Source organism: Roseateles sp. 22389 (assembly GCF_052044995.1).
In the GTDB taxonomy this organism is placed as follows: domain Bacteria; phylum Pseudomonadota; class Gammaproteobacteria; order Burkholderiales; family Burkholderiaceae_C; genus Roseateles.
This window is the reverse complement of the sequence record NZ_JBQEOF010000016.1, coordinates 133,464-150,322: the sequence shown is the minus strand read 5'-3', so window position 1 is coordinate 150,322 and position 16,859 is coordinate 133,464. Positions and strand designations below refer to the sequence as shown.

Annotated in this window: 16 protein-coding genes; 3 read left to right on the top strand and 13 right to left on the bottom strand. The window is 67.9% G+C overall.

All coding sequences use genetic code 11. The features are described 5' to 3' along the window. Positions 1-358 precede the first annotated feature (358 nt). Positions 359-1,276, top strand: a complete 918-nt coding sequence (locus tag ACTJKJ_RS20295) for a LysR family transcriptional regulator (RefSeq protein WP_183479583.1) — start codon at positions 359-361, stop codon at positions 1,274-1,276. A gap of 77 nt (positions 1,277-1,353) precedes the next feature. Here ACTJKJ_RS20295 and ACTJKJ_RS20290 read toward each other — a convergent pair whose 3' ends face one another. The 3 genes from ACTJKJ_RS20290 to ACTJKJ_RS20280 are packed head-to-tail and all read right to left on the bottom strand — an operon-like array spanning position 1,354 to position 4,591. After that, on the bottom strand, positions 1,354-2,445 hold the full coding sequence (locus ACTJKJ_RS20290; protein ID WP_440821570.1) for a porin: 1,092 nt from the start codon (positions 2,443-2,445) through the stop codon (positions 1,354-1,356). A gap of 29 nt (positions 2,446-2,474) precedes the next feature. Then, positions 2,475-3,494: a tripartite tricarboxylate transporter substrate binding protein gene (locus ACTJKJ_RS20285; protein WP_440821568.1), complete on the bottom strand. Its 1,020-nt coding sequence runs from the start codon at positions 3,492-3,494 to the stop codon at positions 2,475-2,477. After that, complete coding sequence (locus ACTJKJ_RS20280; protein WP_440821566.1) at positions 3,491-4,591, bottom strand: 4-oxalomesaconate tautomerase; 1,101 nt, start codon at positions 4,589-4,591, stop codon at positions 3,491-3,493. The genes ACTJKJ_RS20285 and ACTJKJ_RS20280 overlap by 4 nt, the downstream gene beginning before the upstream one ends. Positions 4,592-4,599: 8 nt before the next feature. Between ACTJKJ_RS20280 and ACTJKJ_RS20275 the strand changes: the two genes are divergently transcribed. After that, on the top strand, positions 4,600-4,779 hold the full coding sequence (locus tag ACTJKJ_RS20275; protein WP_440821564.1) for a hypothetical protein: 180 nt from the start codon (positions 4,600-4,602) through the stop codon (positions 4,777-4,779). A 326-nt stretch (positions 4,780-5,105) separates the two neighbouring features. Here the strand turns inward: ACTJKJ_RS20275 and ACTJKJ_RS20270 are convergent, their stop codons facing one another. The 7 genes from ACTJKJ_RS20270 to ACTJKJ_RS20240 all read right to left on the bottom strand — a co-directional run bounded on the left by ACTJKJ_RS20270 (position 5,106) and on the right by ACTJKJ_RS20240 (position 10,690). Continuing rightward, a complete protein-coding gene (locus tag ACTJKJ_RS20270; protein ID WP_440821562.1) occupies positions 5,106-5,900 on the bottom strand; it encodes a rolling circle replication-associated protein in 795 nt (264 codons plus the stop codon). A 758-nt stretch (positions 5,901-6,658) separates the two neighbouring features. After that, entirely contained in the window at positions 6,659-7,912 is a 1,254-nt protein-coding gene (locus tag ACTJKJ_RS20265) for a zonular occludens toxin family protein (RefSeq protein ID WP_440821560.1), read from the bottom strand. 4 nt (positions 7,913-7,916) lie between these two features. After that, on the bottom strand, positions 7,917-8,222 hold the full coding sequence (locus tag ACTJKJ_RS20260; RefSeq protein WP_440821558.1) for a hypothetical protein: 306 nt from the start codon (positions 8,220-8,222) through the stop codon (positions 7,917-7,919). A gap of 3 nt (positions 8,223-8,225) precedes the next feature. Continuing rightward, the gene (locus ACTJKJ_RS20255; RefSeq protein ID WP_440821556.1) at positions 8,226-9,677 is read right to left on the bottom strand and encodes a hypothetical protein; all 1,452 of its coding nucleotides are present in this window, start codon (positions 9,675-9,677) and stop codon (positions 8,226-8,228) included. 135 nt (positions 9,678-9,812) lie between these two features. Beyond that, positions 9,813-9,947: a hypothetical protein gene (locus tag ACTJKJ_RS20250; protein ID WP_440821554.1), complete on the bottom strand. Its 135-nt coding sequence runs from the start codon at positions 9,945-9,947 to the stop codon at positions 9,813-9,815. A gap of 10 nt (positions 9,948-9,957) precedes the next feature. Next, a complete protein-coding gene (locus ACTJKJ_RS20245; RefSeq protein ID WP_440821552.1) occupies positions 9,958-10,209 on the bottom strand; it encodes a hypothetical protein in 252 nt (83 codons plus the stop codon). A 178-nt stretch (positions 10,210-10,387) separates the two neighbouring features. Then, positions 10,388-10,690 carry a hypothetical protein gene (locus ACTJKJ_RS20240; RefSeq protein ID WP_440821550.1) on the bottom strand — a complete coding sequence of 101 codons (303 nt, stop codon included), beginning with the start codon at positions 10,688-10,690 and terminating at the stop codon, positions 10,388-10,390. Positions 10,691-10,916: 226 nt separating this feature from the next. On the opposite strand from ACTJKJ_RS20240, the gene ACTJKJ_RS20235 reads away from it, so the two are divergent. Continuing rightward, positions 10,917-11,276: a hypothetical protein gene (locus ACTJKJ_RS20235; RefSeq protein ID WP_440821548.1), complete on the top strand. Its 360-nt coding sequence runs from the start codon at positions 10,917-10,919 to the stop codon at positions 11,274-11,276. Positions 11,277-11,386: 110 nt separating this feature from the next. Here ACTJKJ_RS20235 and ACTJKJ_RS20230 read toward each other — a convergent pair whose 3' ends face one another. From ACTJKJ_RS20230 to ACTJKJ_RS20220, 3 genes are read right to left on the bottom strand one after another with little or no spacing between them, the layout of a single operon-like run. Continuing rightward, on the bottom strand, positions 11,387-12,871 hold the full coding sequence (locus ACTJKJ_RS20230; RefSeq protein WP_440821546.1) for a hypothetical protein: 1,485 nt from the start codon (positions 12,869-12,871) through the stop codon (positions 11,387-11,389). Then, entirely contained in the window at positions 12,868-16,524 is a 3,657-nt protein-coding gene (locus tag ACTJKJ_RS20225; protein ID WP_440821544.1) for a BadF/BadG/BcrA/BcrD ATPase family protein, read from the bottom strand. Before ACTJKJ_RS20225 ends, ACTJKJ_RS20230 begins: the two co-directional genes overlap by 4 nt. Further along, a complete protein-coding gene (locus ACTJKJ_RS20220; protein ID WP_297382356.1) occupies positions 16,521-16,838 on the bottom strand; it encodes a hypothetical protein in 318 nt (105 codons plus the stop codon). Before ACTJKJ_RS20220 ends, ACTJKJ_RS20225 begins: the two co-directional genes overlap by 4 nt. Positions 16,839-16,859 lie beyond the last annotated feature (21 nt).

The window sequence follows — 16,859 nt, the reverse complement described above, 5'->3', positions numbered from 1 at the left end:
ATCGCGATGCCGACCAGGCCCTTGTCCTCGGCGCGGGCGCCGCCGGCCAAGAGGCCCAGCGTCGCGCCGCCGGCGATCGCCAGCGTCCGGATGACCGCGACGCGGCGTTTCACATTCGTTCCAAGCTTCGACATTGCCTTGTCTCCTGGCCGGTCGTCGTCTTGAACAGACGATCTGTGCGTAACCGGCCTATTTGATGATGTTAGTTCGCGCGCTGCACTAATTAATCAGAACTAACCCTGTGATGCTCAACGCACGGACGTCGGTAGCGCGCCGGCGAAGAAGCGCTTCCGGCTCGAGCTGCGGCGGCACAGCGTCCATGCATACTCGACATCAATTGAACCGAGCATTGCGTCGCATGAAATTCGATCTCCACGACCTCATCGCCTTTCGGGCCGCCGCGGAGCTGTCGAATTTCCGCAAGGCCGCCGAGGCGGTGCACATCTCGCAGCCCGCGTTCAGCCGACGCATCGACAAGCTGGAGCAGGCGCTGGGCGTGAAGCTGTTCGAGCGCACGACCCGGCGTGTCACGCTCACCGCGGTGGGGCGCGAGTTCGCGCGCAAGATCGGCCTGCTGCTGGACGAGCTGGACGAGACGCTGCTGACGGTGCGCGGGGTGGGCACCGGCCGGATGGGCGAGGTGACGGTGTCCAGCGTGCCGTCGACGGTCTACTACTTCCTCTCCCAGGTGATCCACCGCTACCGCGAGCGCTATCCCAAGCTGCGGGTGAAGATCCTGGACGCCAGCGCGAACGAGGTCCTGGCGGCGGTGTCGCGCGGGGAGTCCGACTTCGGGCTCAACTTCATCGGCAGTTCGGAGCCGGGCATCGAGTTCCGGCCGCTGCTCGAGGAGCGTTTCGTCGCGGCCTGCCGACGCGACCACCCGCTGGCGCGACGCCGCGAGGTCAGCTGGAGCCAGCTCGCCGCGCATGACTTCATCGCGGTGGCGAAATCCTCCGGCAACCGGTTGCTGCTCGACCAGGCCCTGGCGCGCGTGAAGGACCGCCCCCAGCCGGTGTACGAGGCCCAGCACGTGACGACCTTGCTGGGGCTGGTGGAAGCGGGGCTGGGCGTGGCGGCGGTGCCGTCGATCGCGATGCCGGGGCCGGACCATCCGCTGCTGGTCAGCGTGCCGCTGGTCGACCCGGTCGTCACGCGGCGCATCGGACTGATCACGCGCCAGGGCCGTCGGCTGTCGCCGGAGGCGCAGCAGCTGTACGACTTCCTGGCGGAGATGAAGCTGCCGCCGCGTGCGGTACGGCGGCGTTCCCGATGATCGGCCGGGCCGATCCGGCGCCCGTCCCCCCCCCAGCGCGCTGCCCGCGCCGCCCGCGATGCAGCCTGGGCCGCGTGTCAGAAGTTGTGGCGGATGCCGAGCTCGGTGCCGGTGGAGGACCGGCCCGCGGAGAGCCCCGCCGGACCGCCGGGCACGGCATAGGCCGCCACGCCATCGTTGTCGACACGCGCCACCTGGGCATAGACCGCCACCCGTTTGGAGAGGGCGTGGACATAACCGACGCCGAGTTGGCGCGCATCGTTGGCACCGACATCGACGGCACCGACGCGGCCCGCCATGTTGCTCGCCAGCCATTGGAACTTCAGCTCACCGCGCCCCAGCGGCACCCAGGCGCCGAGCATGCGCAGCGTCTGCGCGGCATTGGCCTGCCGGAAGCGGCGCTGCGTCACGGCCACGCGCACCACGCCGAAGTCGTAGCCGGCGCCGATCAGCGTGTCCGTGAAATCGCCGCTGGCCGCGATGACGTTGTTCTCGCTCCTCGCATGCGCCGCGTACAGGGACGCCGCTCCCTTCACGTAACCCAGCCGGGCCCCGATCAGCTTGTTGGCCCCCTGGGCTTGCGTGCTGCCTTCCGCCGCGGCCACCATCACGCCGCCCTCCAGGCCGCCGAAGCGGTCGGGCAACAGCCACTGCACCGAGTTGCTGCTGCGCACCAGCGTGTTGGGACTGCTGCCGAAGGCCGAGCGGATCGGACCAGCGGGCGCGGCGGTGTAGAGGTTGGTCGAGCCGGCCACGCCGACGTGGCTGAAGGGGTCCTGCTTGACCCACACGGTGTAGGTCGGCACGTAATCGCGGCCGGCGCGCAGCTCGCCGAGCTCGCGGCTGGCCAGGCTGAGCGTGGCGCGACGATCCCAGAACTGGCTCGCGCTGGTCGCGGCGCCGGTGTCGAGCGCGATGCCGTGCTCCAGATGGAAGCCGGCGGACCAGCCGGCGCCGAGGTCCTCGGAGCCGCGCACGACGAGCCGACTGGTCGCGTTGCCGCCGCTGATCAGGGACTGGAGACGGCCGACACCGTCGTTGCGCACGCTGCGCACCGCGGCATCGACGACGCCGGACAGCGTCACGCTGCCCTGGGCGGCCGCCGCGGCGGCGCAGGTGCTTAGCGCGGTGGCGCAGGCGATCCGCAGCAGGGGGGAGGGGAGTGTCATTCCGAGGGCTCCTCGAGGCGTTCTGCTGCTCATTCGGCGGTCAACCTGGCCTTCTGAACGACGGCCTTCCATTTCGTCAGCTCGCTCCTGACCAGCGTGCCGAGCTGCTCCGGCGTGCTGGCCTCGACGTCGGCACCGTGGTCCTCGATGCGCTTGACGACCTCCTTGTCTGCCAGCACCAGGTTGAGGGCCTTGTTCAGCTTGTCGACGATGGGACGGGGTGTTCGCGCCGGCGCGAAGACGCCGTACCACTGCTGCACCTCGACGCCGTCGACGCCCGCCTCCTTGAGCGTCGGCACATCGGGCAGCAGGTGGCTGCGCCGGGGGCCGGCGACGGCCAGCGGCTTGAGCTTGCCGGCCTTCACATAGGGGATCGCGGTGAAGAGGCTGGGGAACATGAACTGCGTCTGGCCGCCCAACGTGTCGGTGATGGCGGGCGCCGAGCCCTTGTAGGGCACGCCGAGCATGTCGACACCGGCATTGAGCTTGAAGAGCTCGGCGGCGAAGTGGGGCGCCGTGCCGTTGCCGGCGGAGGCATAGCTGTAGCGGTCGGGCTTGGCCTTGAGCTGGGACGCGAGGTCCCGGACGTCCTTCACCGGCGCCTGGGCGTTGGCGACCATCAGCGTCGGCGAATAACCCACCAGGCCGACCGGCTCGAAGTCGGCCACCGGGTCGTAGCGGAGTTTCTGCAGGGCCGGGTTCATCGCATGCGTCCCGACATAGCCCAGCATCAGCGTGTGGCCGTCCGGCGCCGCGCGGGCGACGAATTCGCTGGCGATCGCGCCGTTGGCGCCGGCGCGGTTGTCGATGATGACCGTCTGGCCCAGCAGCGGTCCAAGCTTCTGCGCGATGGTGCGTGCCATCGCGTCGTTGCCGCCGCCCGCCGCCGTCGGCACGACGATGGTGATCGTCCGCGTGGGATAGGCGATGGGGACGACGGTTGGCGCGGCGGCGGGCGCCGCGATGGGGACCGCGAGGGCGCCGATGGCCGTGAGGGCGGTGAGAGCGGCGGTGGCCACCAGCGCCACGGGCGCGAGCAGAGTCTTCATTGGTTTGTCTCCTTCGTTGATGTCGAGAACACGTCCTCGGGCAGATGCAACTCGCCCTGCAGGATCTTTCTGGCGGTGCGCACGAGCGCGGCGCGCTGGACCGAGGCCGCCTCGCCCTGGCCCGCGACCAGGACCTCGATGGCGATGCGTCCCTGCGGATGCAGCACGGACACGGTGCGCGTCCCGTCGCGCGCGGGCGCGCCGCTGGCAACGGTGCCGGGCAAGGCGAAGGCGGTGGCGACGCCGATCGCGCCCGTCACCGCATGGGCAGCGTGGCAGCGGCGCGGCGTGAAGTAGCGGGACGTGATGCTGTCCGGGTCGTCGCCGGCGCTCACGATCACCGGCTTGGGCACGACGCTCGCCGACACGTCGCCCAGGCCCATGGCCAGCCCGGCGGCACGACGGACCGCTTCGATGCGAGCCAGCAAGGCGGCATCCGCGTCGAGTTGGGCCGGGGTTTCGCGACCGTGCAGGCCGAGGTCCGCGGCGCGCAGCAGGACGAGCGGCATGGCGGCATCGATGCAGGTCACCGGCAGGCCGTCGATGGCGTCGATGCGGCGGCCGGTCGGGAACAGCGATCCGGTGACCGAGCCCCAGGCATCGAGGAAGTTCAGGCGGATGGGCGCCGCGGCGCCGGCGACGCCGTCGATGCTGGTGTCGCCGGCATAGACCACGCGCCGGCCGGGGGTCAGCACGGTCACGTCGATGCGCGAGCGGGTGTTGACGTTGAACACGCGGACCGTCGTCTCGCCGTCCTGGGCATCGATCAGGCCCTGTTCGATCGCGAACGGCGCGACGCCCGAGAGCATGTTTCCGCAGTTCGGCCGCGTGTCCACCGAGCGCTGGCCGACGCCGACCTGGGCAAACAGGTAGTCGACGTCGCAGCCCGGTTCCTTGGACCGGGACACGATGGCCACCTTGGAGGTCAGCGAGTTGCCGCCGCCGACGCCGTCGAGCTGCAGCAGGTCGCTGGCGCCGATGGCGCCGATCAGGGCCTCGTCACGCTCGCGTTCGTCGGCGGGCAGCCAGTCGCGCAGGAAGAACGGGCCTCGGGAGGTGCCCGCACGCATCAGGACGCAAGGGATGGTTCGTGTCATGGAGCGGCATGCTCGGCCATGCCGTTGATGACGTGAAGTGCATCGTTTGGATCAATAAATGCGTGGGACGCAAGGATGTGTCGGCGGGCGTGAAGCGGGAGCGTCAGGCGGGAACACGCGTTGGTGGATCACAGAACGCGAACGGGGCGAGTGAACTCGATAACGAATGGGTCAAGGACAGCGCATGAACGCAAGTTTGAGTGATTGACAATGTGCAGGTCGTTTCGTTGGCGCACGCTCATCGCACACGGTCGGTGTTAATCCCTAGCAACACCTGACCCCAAAAGCCGACTCATGCAGTCGGCTTTTTTGCGCCAAATGACGACAGCAAGCAACACCGCAGGCAGGAATGCACATGCTCACCACAAACCGACAACCATTCGAGAAGCCACCGATGCCCCTGTGGGCCCACATCCTCATTGGGGTTGCAGGAGGAATCGTCACTGCGAGCATCGTGCTGTACGTGCTCTGGTGGATCCAACTCCGCATAGTGTTCGCCGGCCTGAAGAACGCGCTAGGCCACTAAACGCGCTGCTGGCGGCCCTTCCGTCGATAGGAAGAAGGTGTCCCCAAAGCCCGACAGCCACGTCATGCACTCGACGGGACCGTCAGCTGCCTCACCGTAGGCCAACGCGATCAGATCCGCCATCGCGTACGCCTTGAAGCGCACCACCACCGGCGCCGGCAACTCGATCCCCTGACTACCGCTGTAGCGATTCGACCAGTCCTCACCCTCGGCGAACGCCTTCAGCATGTACTTCGAAAGGTACGCGGCCAGCTTGCCACTTGACTGCTGGGACCAACGCTTACGACGCTGCTGATCGATGTTGCCGCCCAGGTCACCAACGACAGCCCGCCAGACCGCGCGCACCACGTTGAAGGACTTCACCTTGACGCCGGCGTAGGGCAGGGCAGTCGGAAGCCGATGGATGGCCATGTGCACGTGCCACGCGCCGCGCTTCTGCCGCTCGAACGCCGCGACGTAGACGAACCCAGGAAGCAACCGACGCATGCGCCGCACGAACTCCTTCATGTGCTGCTTGCAGAGGGTCAGGTCTTGCTGATTCTCGCGATAGGTCAGCGTGAGCAGCGCATCGAGCCCGAGCGCCTTCACGCGTCGGCGCACTTGAGTCTTGGCACGGCGAGCAGCACGCAGAAGGTTTGCCTGCTTGCGGTCCTCCGCGAATTCCTTGCGCTCCAACTCCCACATCGCCAACTCGGCGAGGGTGGCCCGGCGCATCTCCTCCCACACCACCTGCCGAGTGATGACGGCCTCTTTGTGACCGTTGCCCAGGTGATGCACGCGCATCACATGTTCATCACTTCGCTTGCCCTCGTACAGAATTCCGTCTATAAGCCTTCTCACTTGCACTCCTGCGTTGAGTGTTAGTCACCGCCCCCGGACTGTTGGTAGCAGTCGCGGGGGCATTCTTTTTGGCCCGTGGAAGGCCGTAGACGACGTCAGGGCCGCCAAACAAGTCCGGCTGGACCTGCACCCTCACCGATGGCTTCGAAGCGCTCATGGAGCCTCCAACCAATTACGCCAACCACTCGAGCGAATGACGCATTTCGTCGATCGACGAATTACGACACCACTGCAGGAGATGGCGCATTTCGTCGGCCGACGAAACATGCCATCGCCGGCGCGCGCTCACACAAACGGGGAGAGCTTCGCCAAGCACGCAGCGACCTCCCATGGATACGCACCGGCCTCGATCCGCTGGTAGTGCCTCAGCGACTTACCGCAGCGCTTGGCGGCCTCAAGCTGGGTCAACTGAAGCATGCGCCGACGATCCGCCAACGGCGAGTCAGCAGCGCCCCAACGAGAGCGGTAGGAACCGCGACGACCACCGTCGTTCCGACCCATGAGCCCCCCTGTGTTCTGAAGTGTCCTAGGAATAAATCTAGCGGCGCTGCGCGCCGCCCCTCGCGCTACGCGCAACGGGCGCCGCGAACGCCGCCAGAGCTTGCACCGTCCAGCTGCGAACCACAGATCCGGGCCAAAGGCCCACCATGCGACGTACGCCGCATTAACGCCGCTGCCGGTCTTGAGGAGATGGGCCGCCATCATCGAGCGCCGAACGTATGACCTTGACCAGTCGACGGCCCCCCGCGCGAAGGCCCAACGCTCAACGCACCCGGCATCGCACCGGAGTCGTTGGCCGCAACGTTCGCCCGCAACTCCGACGGCGCCACGGGTGACCCGCGAACACCCGCCATCTCGCGCATCTGCTGAAGCCGAGCCTCAGGCACCCGGATGTCTCCATCCAGCGGCCAGGACGTCGCCAGCCCGAACCAGTCGCCAACGGCCAACTGAACTGTGTCGCCGCTGACAAGCACCGCAACACCGAGCTGTCGAAGAGAGTCAAGCGACATGCGCTCCATGACCCGCATGTCTCCGCTCACCCACTCCACCACACCGCCGACACGCTCGCCCATCTTCGCCAAGCCGGCCAAGCGCAGCCGATTGCCGGCGAGCCCGGACAAGTGCTTCTCGATGGCACTACGAGGCCGCTGCTCGACAACCGGCGTGGACGCCGCCCCCACCGCAGCACGCGCCACCACTGGCGCCGAAGCCGCGGCTGAACCCGGCGCCGCGACCGCCCCGGCCTGCTTCGGCTTCACCGGCTCAGGATGGAAGAACTTCCACGACGTCCAGGCGCCCCAGATCGCCGCTGCCACCGCCAGCGGGATCCCGTACTTGAACAGCCCGCTGCTGAACACCGTGGCACGCGACTCACGGTAATCGGCCGTGTTCGTGTCAGCGCTGACGTGACTGGCATACGAGCCGAAATACTTCACGTCGTAGGCGCTGACCACCGTGCCGACCTTCGTGTACTTGTCATCGCCCTTATGCCGCCACGTCGTCACCGAATACCGCTTGCCAGCACCTATCCCATTCAGCTTCAAGAAACAGAGCTTGAGCTCGACACGCCGGCGCCACAACGCGTTCACGTCCTTAATGCTCTGGCCCATCAACACGATGTCGATGCCACGGTGACCGTGCTCCGTCACGAACTGCGTCATCGACTGGCTCAGCTTCGAAGAGGTGCCCCAAAAGTTCTGCGCCTCATCAAGCACGATCAGCGCGTTGTCCTTCGACAGCTCAGGAATCTCAGGCACCTGCTCACGAGTGATCGCAGTCAGCAACTCCCGACAGCGATCCACCGTCACACCGGCCAGCTCGGCGATCTTCTCGTGGTTCAGCCCTTCGACGTACGCCACCACCGGACGACCAGCGGCGATCGCGGGAATGATCCGCCGCACCAACGACTCATAGCTCTTGCCGGAACGCGGCAAGCCCTCGTGAAAGATGATCATGCGGTCACCACTGGAACAGCGTCGCGAACTTGCGAACGATGCGGAACGCGTAGCCGGAGCCGATCACCGCGAGCGCAGCGGGCAACCCGCACTGCGTCACCAGGTACATCACGGACCCGTCCAACTGCCCGAACACCGACCCAAGACCGGCGGTCAAGAAGCCCGGCACCGGGAGGTGAGACACGACATAGACGAACGCATTGACGATCTGCTCAAAGACCGTCAACAGCAGATCGATCACGAACTGCCAAAGGTCCTTGAACAGCTGCTTCAGCAGCGCCAACAACCACGTGGTGAATTGCTCAAGCATTGCTCACTCCATCGCAATACGGAACGCCAAGAAGGACGCGACCAACAGCAGCACGCTCCGGATCACCACGAACGCTGTCGACGCCATCGAGGTGCAGAAGGCGTCAAAACTGAAGGTCGCATTGATGAACGGGATATGACCGCTGATCACCGGGCACGAGCCACCGCCGGACACCGAAAAGAACCGGTTCACCGCGCCGCCAAACTCCGTGCCAGAAAGCGCATCGGCCGCACCCTGGAGAACCTCCTGAAAGGTCTTGGTGCCGGCCCGCTTCGAGTACGACTCTCCGACCGCAGCTGGGCTACCGCCGCAGTCCTTTCCGCTCGGGTTCTTCTCACACTCGGTCTTCTCAGGATCGTCAGGGTCTTCGGGATCAGCCGAGTCCGAACCGCCAGGCCGACCCTCGTGCACCGTCTGCTCCGTGGTCGTCTTCGTTCCATCTGTGCCGGTCGTCGTCGTTGTCGTCGTGGTGGTCTTGTTGCCGTCGCGGTCAACCGTCACCGCCGTGGTCTTCTCCCACTTGCTGCCATCAGCGTTGATACCCGACTCAGTGTTGATCTGCTTGGACTCCTTGTCCTTGCTCCCATCAGTCTGATCGCCACCGCTCCCATCGGGCTTGTAGCTGTTGGCGCAATACGGCTTCCCGTTCACCTCGCCAAGTACCTGCCCATCACCACAAGAATCCTTGGGGACGCCCGCGGTTGACTGCCCGAGCTCAGTCGTCGACGACCCTGGGCACTTGTTGCCGGTCGAGACGTACTCCCCCTTCGCAAACCAATGTTTCGTGCCACCCACGAGCGCGCTGCCTGCCGGTGAGCTGCCGTCAAACACCACCTCACACCGGCTCTTGCACGACATCAGCGGCGGATTGGCGCCAGCACCTGCGCCGATGTCGTAGTAGCCGCTGGACATCGTGACGCCGGCTGCGCACACCGGCTCGCACGCCTTCTTGTCCGGCGTCGGCTTCGTGTTGACCGGACACCAGCATGTATTGGGGAACGACGGCGCCCCGGGCACGGCGCTGTCAGGACACTCCATGTCATTGACGCTGTACACCCAAACTTGCACCGAGACGGGCGAACAACCACCCCCAGGCTCTGTGGGATGCGACCTGCAGGATGACCCTGCCAGCGTCCCATACGCGCCACCACCGTTGTCAACCGCTGGCACCGACGTAACCCCGTAGGTGTACGTGTAGGTCCACCCACCGATGACCTGCGGCTTACTGAATATCGGCACGCAAGCCTGGAGCGCAGCTCCCGGCGAGTCAGACTTGTCACTCGACTGCGACCCGCAATCCGCGATATAGCGCCACTTCGCCTTGCCGTCGACCTGCTGCCCACTTTCACCGACCTGCGCCATCGCCGGCGTCGCCGCGACAAGCATCAACATCACGGCAAGCACCTCGAGGCAGGACCACGCACGCACAACGCGCCGGCACAGCGCATCAGCCATGGGTCAATCCCGCCACGGCCGCACAGCCGCTCAAGGTCCCCACGAAGAAGCCGAGCAAAAGAACAATCGACATCACGCCTCCCTAAGAAAAACGCCCCCAGGCGAATGCACTGGGGGCGACCGGTGTGTCCGCGATCAGCGGATCATCGAGATGACCTTGTTGGCGCCCCACTTGGCGACGTCGGGCAGCACCTTCAGCGCCGCGATGGCGAGGATGGCAGTGGCGACGGTCGTCAGATCGACGGCGCCGGTCAGGGTGGAAAAGTCCATGTGAACACTCCTATTGCTTCGAGATGAAATTAACGACCGCCCCGCACCCCCACGCAACGATGTAGGAGCCGACCACGAGAGAGAAGCCCCACACCCAGGCGGCCGCGAAATCGGTCGGCGTGGGGGTCTTGAACACAGAGAGGAGGGCGGTGTCGGAGCCCTGCATGACAACAACCGGGCATCCGGTCACGTCGGCGGGCTGGACCGGGGTGGGGCGCAGCACGGCACCCGCATCGGTCATCACGAACTCAGCGCAGAGCATCGCTAGCCCTCCACGAACGGACCGACGAGCCACGCAATGCGCGACACGTGACACGCGCGAACCCACTGGCCGTGGGGACGCATGAGCAACGAACGAAGCTCGACGGCATCACACGGCACCCAGGTACCAGCAGCCATCGCAGCGGCAACTGCCTGCGGACTCGGCGCGTACATCACGATCAGGCCGCCGCAGGCTTGGGCGAACGAGCCGTGGCTTGAGGGATCTCGACCAGCCCGGTCAGCACGGCCTCGATGCGGCGCGACGCGAAGTTGGCGTGCAGCGCGAACGTCGCAGTGAACGTCCCAGGCTTGACCTTGTCGCGCAAGCTCTTGGGCACCTGCAGGACGCCGACCTGATCGACCGAACCGTCGTCGTTGAGCAGCAGGCACTCAGCGTCCTGCATGTCATAGGCCTTCTGGGTCTTGGCGCTGATGCCGGTCTTCGGGTCGTTCAGCTTCAGGATCTGGATGATGGATTGCATGGTCACTCCGAGTGCGCCCAGGCTCGCGAGCCGGGCAAGTGGTTGAAGTGACTGGGCAGGCTCATCCCGGCTATCACGGGCAACGGCTGCGTTCTTCCATCCGCTCTTGCGGCCTCCCAGTCAACCCCCAAGAGGGACGGCACCGTGCGCGGCGTATCATTCCCTCTAGAGGCCACGTTCCCTTTTGAGAGAACGTTTCGAAATAGTACCCCGGAGAGAGTCCGTTATGAAGCTAGCTGCGCTGCTTGACAAGGCGTCCCAAACGTGCGGGTCCGACTACGCGCTCGCAAAGAACCTCGGCGTCGGTCGCAGCAAGGTCAGCGACTGGAGGAACGAACGAGCGTCATGCGGCGTCGAATACCGAGCGCTCATGGCGTCTATCGCCGGAGTCGACGTGGACGAGGTGATCCGAGACGCGCTGCTCGAAAAACACGCCAACACGCCTCTGGGAGAGCGCCTCCTGAGTGCCCTGGGAAACGTAGTGCATGGAGGGGCGGCGATCACGCTTACTTCGCTCAGCGCCGGCTATTTGCTGATCCAGGGCCTGGCTGACCAATGCGTGCAATTGACAATGTGCATTATGTGATGTCATCGCCAGCATCCTTGAAAGCCCCCCATCTGGCATTCCAGTGGGCGACAACGAGTTCGTCGTACGAGTCCCCGATGCGAGCGCGAAGCCGGGCCGGCCCGGCCTGCTCAGGTGCCGGCCGCCCGTTCTGCGGCCGCCAGCCGCTTGGCCTTGAATAGGTCGCGCAGCACCCGGCTGTGGGCATTGGCCGCGCCGTCGCCGGTGGTCTCGATGCTGCAGAAGATCGCCTGCGGGTACTTCTCGGTCACCAGCGCCTGCACGCCGTCGGACACGCCGGACGACGGCATGCAGCCGAAGGGCTTGACGCTCACCACCATGTGGGCCTTGCGCGCGGTGACGCTCTGGATCAGCTTGCCGACCTCCATGTGCCCCTCGCCGCCTCGCAGGTGGTTGTCGTAGAACGGGTGCGACAGCGTCGCGATCTCGTCGAGGTTGCACAGTCGGCGCGCCGGCAAGCCGAGTACCGCCGCATACAGCGCATAGCAGCCGCGCAGGCCGGCCTCGGCGGCGAGCGCCGCCGCCAGCCGCCGCCAGGGCGACCTGCCGGCCAGGCCGTGGCGACCGCCGTCGTGCCGCGGGAGCGCCATCCGCCGCCGCGTGTCCCAGCGCATCTGCCAGAGGTTGTAGAGCAGCCAGGCGGTGACCGGCTGCACCAGCACCTCGGCGCCCTCGGACTCGAGGAAAGCCTGCAGCCGGTAGTTGCCGTCGCCTTCGGTGGTCATCGCCCAGAACTCGCCGATCACCGACACCTTGGGCTTGACCCGCGCGCGGTCCAGCTCGACCGCGCCCAGCAGCCGCCGGCATCGCCACAGCGCCGCCAGGACGCTGCCGCGCACCGCCAGCGCGTTGTGCAGCACCGCCTTGCAGCGGGCCAGCGCCGCCTGCGTCGCGCCCGGATCGCGTTCATACGGCCGCAGCCGGTAGCCCATCGCGTTGAGCACGTCGCCGGCCACCACCGCCCGCAGCAGCGCGAAGAAGAAGCGTCGATCCAGCACCAGCCCGTCGCCATCGCCGCAGGCCTGTCGCAGGCCGCCCTGCTGCTGGAACAGCAGCACGCGGAAGCCCTCGAAGCCGGCATCGCGCAGCGCCTTGCGGTACTCGGTCGCGTAGGTCCCGAAGCGGCACGGCCCGCAGGCCCCGGCGGTGACGAAGACATGCCGCGCGATGATCTCGCGCGGGTTCAGGCCTTGCTCGTCGCGCAGCCGCTGCAGGTGATGGACGAGATTGCCGACGGTGAAGTAGGTGGGATTGCACTGGCCACGGTTGCCGAACTCGCGCCCGACGCGCAAGGCCTCGTCGTCCGGCGTGCCCAGCACCTCCACCCGGTAGCCGATGCCCCGCAGCGCGCCCTGGATCAGCAGGTCCTGCGCCTGCGTCAGTCCGCCGCACAGCAGCGTCGTGCCGGCGCGCTCGTCGCGCGTGAAGGGCCGCGGCGCCGGATCGCGCCACTGCGCCACCGGCACCTCCGTCAGTCCCAGCCGCGCCCGTTCCTCGCGCTCGAAGGCCTCGAGCTCGCGTTCGATCTCGGCGGCCCGCGCCAGCTCGTCGCGCAGCCAGATCACCGGGCGGTCGCCCTCGTCCGTCAATCTCATGAGGTCCTCCGGTGGATGGTGATCGGATGCGCCTTCGCGGCGGTGTCGCAGGCCCGCCCGGTGGTCGGCTCCAGCGGCGCGAATCGCGGCACCGTCTCCTCGCCCAGCCAGGCCGCGTAGTCGCGCTCCGAGGCCGGATCGTGCGTCGCGAGACCATCGAGGCCGCCCTTCTCCTCATGGTCGACCTCGCCGTCACGTGCCCTCGCCCGCGCTCGCAGCTCGCGCCGCTTCGCCTCGATGCGCCGCGCCAGCTCGTCCTTGGCGGCATGCAGGTCCTGCAAGCGCTCGGCGTGGCGCTGCAGCGTATGCCCATAGGTGCGCACCCGGATCTTCAGCGAGCCCGACGGCTTGTTGGCGTCCAGGTCGTGCAGCGCCGAATACGGCGTCGCGCTCGCCGCGACGATGTTGTCGATCATTCCGTAGGTGGGCGCGTCGTGGCCGCATTTGAAGCTCGACAGGTCCAGCACCACCAGGTTGGGATGCCGGGCGGCGAACTTGGCGGCCCAGACCTTCTCGGCGCTGTTGGTCGAATAGGCCTCGGGCCAGACATCGGCCACGCCCAGCGGGTCGCCGCCCTCCCCGGCGAAGAAACGCGCCAGCCACTGCGGATCCTTCGGGATCGAGCGGATCGACAGCACCGGATAACCCAGCGCCTGGAACTCGTCGAGCACGCCATGGTGCAGTCCCGGATCCGCGTGATACGGCCGCGCCAGCAACAGGATGCCGACCCGTCCTTCGTCCTCGAGCTGCGCCAGCAGCTGCATGCCGCGGCGCTGCATCTCGCTGTCGAAGGCGCGCAGCGCCGCCCAGCCCTCGTCGACGGCGAAGTCGTTCTCGTCCCGCGTCACGCCCAGGCGCTCGCCCCAGGCCTCGAACATCTGCTGTTTCATGAAGTGGGGCTCGCACAGCGAGATCGCCGGGTCGACATAGACCACGCCCTCGCGCGCGAAATGGTCGACCTCCTGCGTGAAGGCCGCGCGCATCACCTTGGGCACGCCGGCCACGATCGGGCAGGCCGTCGTGTCGGGCAGACCGCGCACGAAGCTCGGTACATGCGTCAGACAGGGGAAGAACAGGAAGTCCAGCGGCCGCTCCCGGTGCTTCACCTTCAGCAGGTCGTGGATGTGCGCCTGCACCACCTTCGACGGGAAGCACGGATCGATCGACCCGTAGCGGCTGCCGGCCTCCCACAGTTCCTCGCTGGTGACGTCGGAGAACACGATCTGGCGCGGGGGCACGCCCAGCGTCTCGAAGTAGGCGCGCCACAGCGGCGCGGTCGAGTACATGTTCAGCACCCGCGGCATGCCGATGCGCAAGCCGGCCCGCCGCGACGCGCCGTCCGAGCGCTCGAAGCCGCGCGCCGCGCGGGCGCGCCAGGGCAGCAGCGCCGCCGTTGCCCAGCCGCGCGAGCGCCGCCCCGGATCGACGGGCGAGCCCGCCTCAGGCAGCGGCCGCGGCGCGGCCCCCGCCTTGAAGGCCAGGCCAGCCTCGTAGTCGACCAGGTTGGGGAACTGCGCCTTCAGCGACTTGCGGTGCGACACCAGCGCCTTGAGCGCGTCCTTGGACTCGACGGTCCCGTGCTCGCAGGAGAAACCGGCGATGTAGCGGCTGTTGCGGCCCTGCGGGGTCGCCGCGTCGATGAAGGTGCGACGGCAGGCGTTGGCGCAAAAGTGGCAGACGGTGCCCTCGTCGTTGCGGGACGTCCAGGCCAGGCCGATCGCCGCGTCCACGCCGACGAAGCGGCTGTGGCCGCGCCGCGCGACGATGCGTCGCGCCTCCAGCGCCGCGCCGATGGCGCCGGCCTCGCCGCAGTGCGGATGCACGCGCACGATCGCGCCGGGCACGCGCTCGACGAGGTAGTCGTGCTGCGCCTTCACCGCGGCCAGGTTGTGCTGCGTCCCGCCCTGCAGCACGAAGACGCGGCCAAGCTCCGCCAGCCGCGGCAGCTGCACGACGTACTGCCAGATGTTCTTCGGCAGCACCAGCGCGAGGCCGGCCATCAGTTCCTCCTTGCCGTAGCCCTCCTTCTGGAAGGTGACGCGGTCGGTGTCGAGGAACACGGCACAGCCGTAGTTGAAGCGCGGGCTCATCCGCGCGCGGAAGGCCAGCGCCGCGTAGTCGGAGAGCGCGACGCCGAACTGGCTCGCCATCGCCTGCAGCAGCATGCCGTTGCCGGCCGAGCACTGGTTGGACAGGCGGAAGTTGCGGATCTCGCCGCCGGCCATGAACAGCACCTTGATGTCCTGGCCGCCGACGTCGCAGACCACGTCGACATCGTCGAAGGCCTGCCGCGCCGACATCATGTGCGCCACCGTCTCGACGATGTTGGCGTCGACCTCGAGCGTCTCCTCCAGCAGGTCCGCCGCGTATCCGGTCGCGCCGGCGCCCAGCACCTCCAGCGCCGCGCCCTGCCCGGCCACGAAGCCGCGCACGCGGCGCAGGATCTCCTGCACGTCGGCGAGCGGATTGCCGCGCGAGAGCTGGTAGTCCTTGAACAGGACCTCGCCGCCCTCGTCGACCAGCACCGCCTTGGACGAGGTCGACCCGCCGTCGATGCCGAGGAACGCGCGCACCCGCTGGCCCGGCGAGAAGACCGCCGGCACGAACGGCGCCTGGCGGAAGCGCTCGATGAAGGCGTCGGGCTCTTCGTCGCTGGCCACCAGCCCGGGTCCTTGCGCCGGCAGCACGCGCGCGCCGCGGCCACGCGCGATCGAGGCGCGCAGCGCCCCTGCGCCGGCGTAGCGGCCGATGTCCGGCGCCTCCTGCATCCCGTACACCGCGGCGCCGTAGGCCGCGTACAGCGCGGCGTTCCCGGGCACGACGACGAGGTCCTCGATCGTGGCGCCCGCCGGCAACGCGGTCCCGCGCGAGGCCCACAGCTCGGCGATGCGCTGGCGCCAGCAGGCCTGCAGGAACGGCAGGTAGGTGTTGGGACCGCCCAGCAGCAGCACGCGCGGCTGCAGCGTGTGGCCGCGGGTCAGCACCGTGAGGTTCTGCGCCACGATCGCGTCGGCCAGCGAGCACATGACCTCGGCCGACGGGATGCCGGCCTTGAGCAGGCCGACGATGTCGGTCTCGGCGAAGACGCCGCACTTGGCGGCGACCGGGTGCAGCTTGGCCGGTTCCCAGGCGAGCGCGCCCAGCGCCTCGGGCGCGAGCGCGGCCTTGAGCACGCACTTGTCGATCGTCGCGCCGGTGCCGGAGGCGCACTTGTCGTTCATCGACGCGATCACGCGCCGGTCCGCGTTCGAGGCGCCCGGCGGCGCCGGCTTGTAGATGATGATCTTGGCGTCCTGGCCGCCGAGCTCGATCACGCTGCCGACGTCCGGATGCAGCGCCTCGACGGCGAGCGTGACCGCGTTGACCTCCTGCACGAACTTCGCGCCGAGCAGCCTCGCCAGCGGCGGCCCGCCGGAGCCGGTGACGAAGGCGCGCGTCGTGTCGGCGTCCAGCTCGCCGAAGCGGGCCTCGATCGCGGCCAGCTGCGCGTCCAGTGCGTCGGCCTGCCGCGTCTCGTGGCGGCGGTAATCGGACCAGAGGATCCCGCCGCCGGCCGCGTCGACGACCACGGTCTTGACGGTGGTGGAACCGATGTCGATGCCCAGGATCCGCGCGCCGGGCCGCATGTCGGAAAGGGCCTCGGGCCGTGTCATCGCCGCCCCTCGATCAGGACGACGGCCTCGTCCGGCGGCGGCAGGCCGCGCAGCCGTCGCCACGCGAGCTGCAGGCAACGCCGCCAGGGCGCGGCCGCCGGCGCCGGCACCAAGGCCAACGGTGCTGCCTGCGCCAGCGCATCGGGCGCAGGTGCCTCCGGCAGGGCCGGCGACAGCCCCAGCATCCTCACCACCTCGCGGTTGCCCACGCTGCGCTGCAGTCGCAGCACCGACCGGGCCCAGACGGCCTGGCCGCCGCGCGACGACACGGGCGGTGCCGCGAGGCGAAGCGGTTCGGGATTGAGGTCCGGCATGGTGTCTCCTCGAAAGCCACG

Coding starts and splice junctions, on each gene's coding strand:
- ACTJKJ_RS20265 (WP_440821560.1), bottom strand. CDS start 7,912: ATGATCATCTTTCACGAGGGCTTGCCGCGTTCCGGCAAGAGCTATGAG.
- ACTJKJ_RS20295 (WP_183479583.1), top strand. CDS start 359: ATGAAATTCGATCTCCACGACCTCATCGCCTTTCGGGCCGCCGCGGAG.
- ACTJKJ_RS20270 (WP_440821562.1), bottom strand. CDS start 5,900: ATGCGCGTGCATCACCTGGGCAACGGTCACAAAGAGGCCGTCATCACT.
- ACTJKJ_RS20255 (WP_440821556.1), bottom strand. CDS start 9,677: ATGGCTGATGCGCTGTGCCGGCGCGTTGTGCGTGCGTGGTCCTGCCTC.
- ACTJKJ_RS20280 (WP_440821566.1), bottom strand. CDS start 4,591: ATGACACGAACCATCCCTTGCGTCCTGATGCGTGCGGGCACCTCCCGA.
- ACTJKJ_RS20260 (WP_440821558.1), bottom strand. CDS start 8,222: ATGCTTGAGCAATTCACCACGTGGTTGTTGGCGCTGCTGAAGCAGCTG.
- ACTJKJ_RS20240 (WP_440821550.1), bottom strand. CDS start 10,690: ATGCAATCCATCATCCAGATCCTGAAGCTGAACGACCCGAAGACCGGC.
- ACTJKJ_RS20230 (WP_440821546.1), bottom strand. CDS start 12,871: ATGAGATTGACGGACGAGGGCGACCGCCCGGTGATCTGGCTGCGCGAC.
- ACTJKJ_RS20275 (WP_440821564.1), top strand. CDS start 4,600: ATGCTCGGCCATGCCGTTGATGACGTGAAGTGCATCGTTTGGATCAAT.
- ACTJKJ_RS20235 (WP_440821548.1), top strand. CDS start 10,917: ATGAAGCTAGCTGCGCTGCTTGACAAGGCGTCCCAAACGTGCGGGTCC.
- ACTJKJ_RS20220 (WP_297382356.1), bottom strand. CDS start 16,838: ATGCCGGACCTCAATCCCGAACCGCTTCGCCTCGCGGCACCGCCCGTG.
- ACTJKJ_RS20290 (WP_440821570.1), bottom strand. CDS start 2,445: ATGACACTCCCCTCCCCCCTGCTGCGGATCGCCTGCGCCACCGCGCTA.
- ACTJKJ_RS20285 (WP_440821568.1), bottom strand. CDS start 3,494: ATGAAGACTCTGCTCGCGCCCGTGGCGCTGGTGGCCACCGCCGCTCTC.
- ACTJKJ_RS20250 (WP_440821554.1), bottom strand. CDS start 9,947: ATGGACTTTTCCACCCTGACCGGCGCCGTCGATCTGACGACCGTCGCC.
- ACTJKJ_RS20245 (WP_440821552.1), bottom strand. CDS start 10,209: ATGCTCTGCGCTGAGTTCGTGATGACCGATGCGGGTGCCGTGCTGCGC.
- ACTJKJ_RS20225 (WP_440821544.1), bottom strand. CDS start 16,524: ATGACACGGCCCGAGGCCCTTTCCGACATGCGGCCCGGCGCGCGGATC.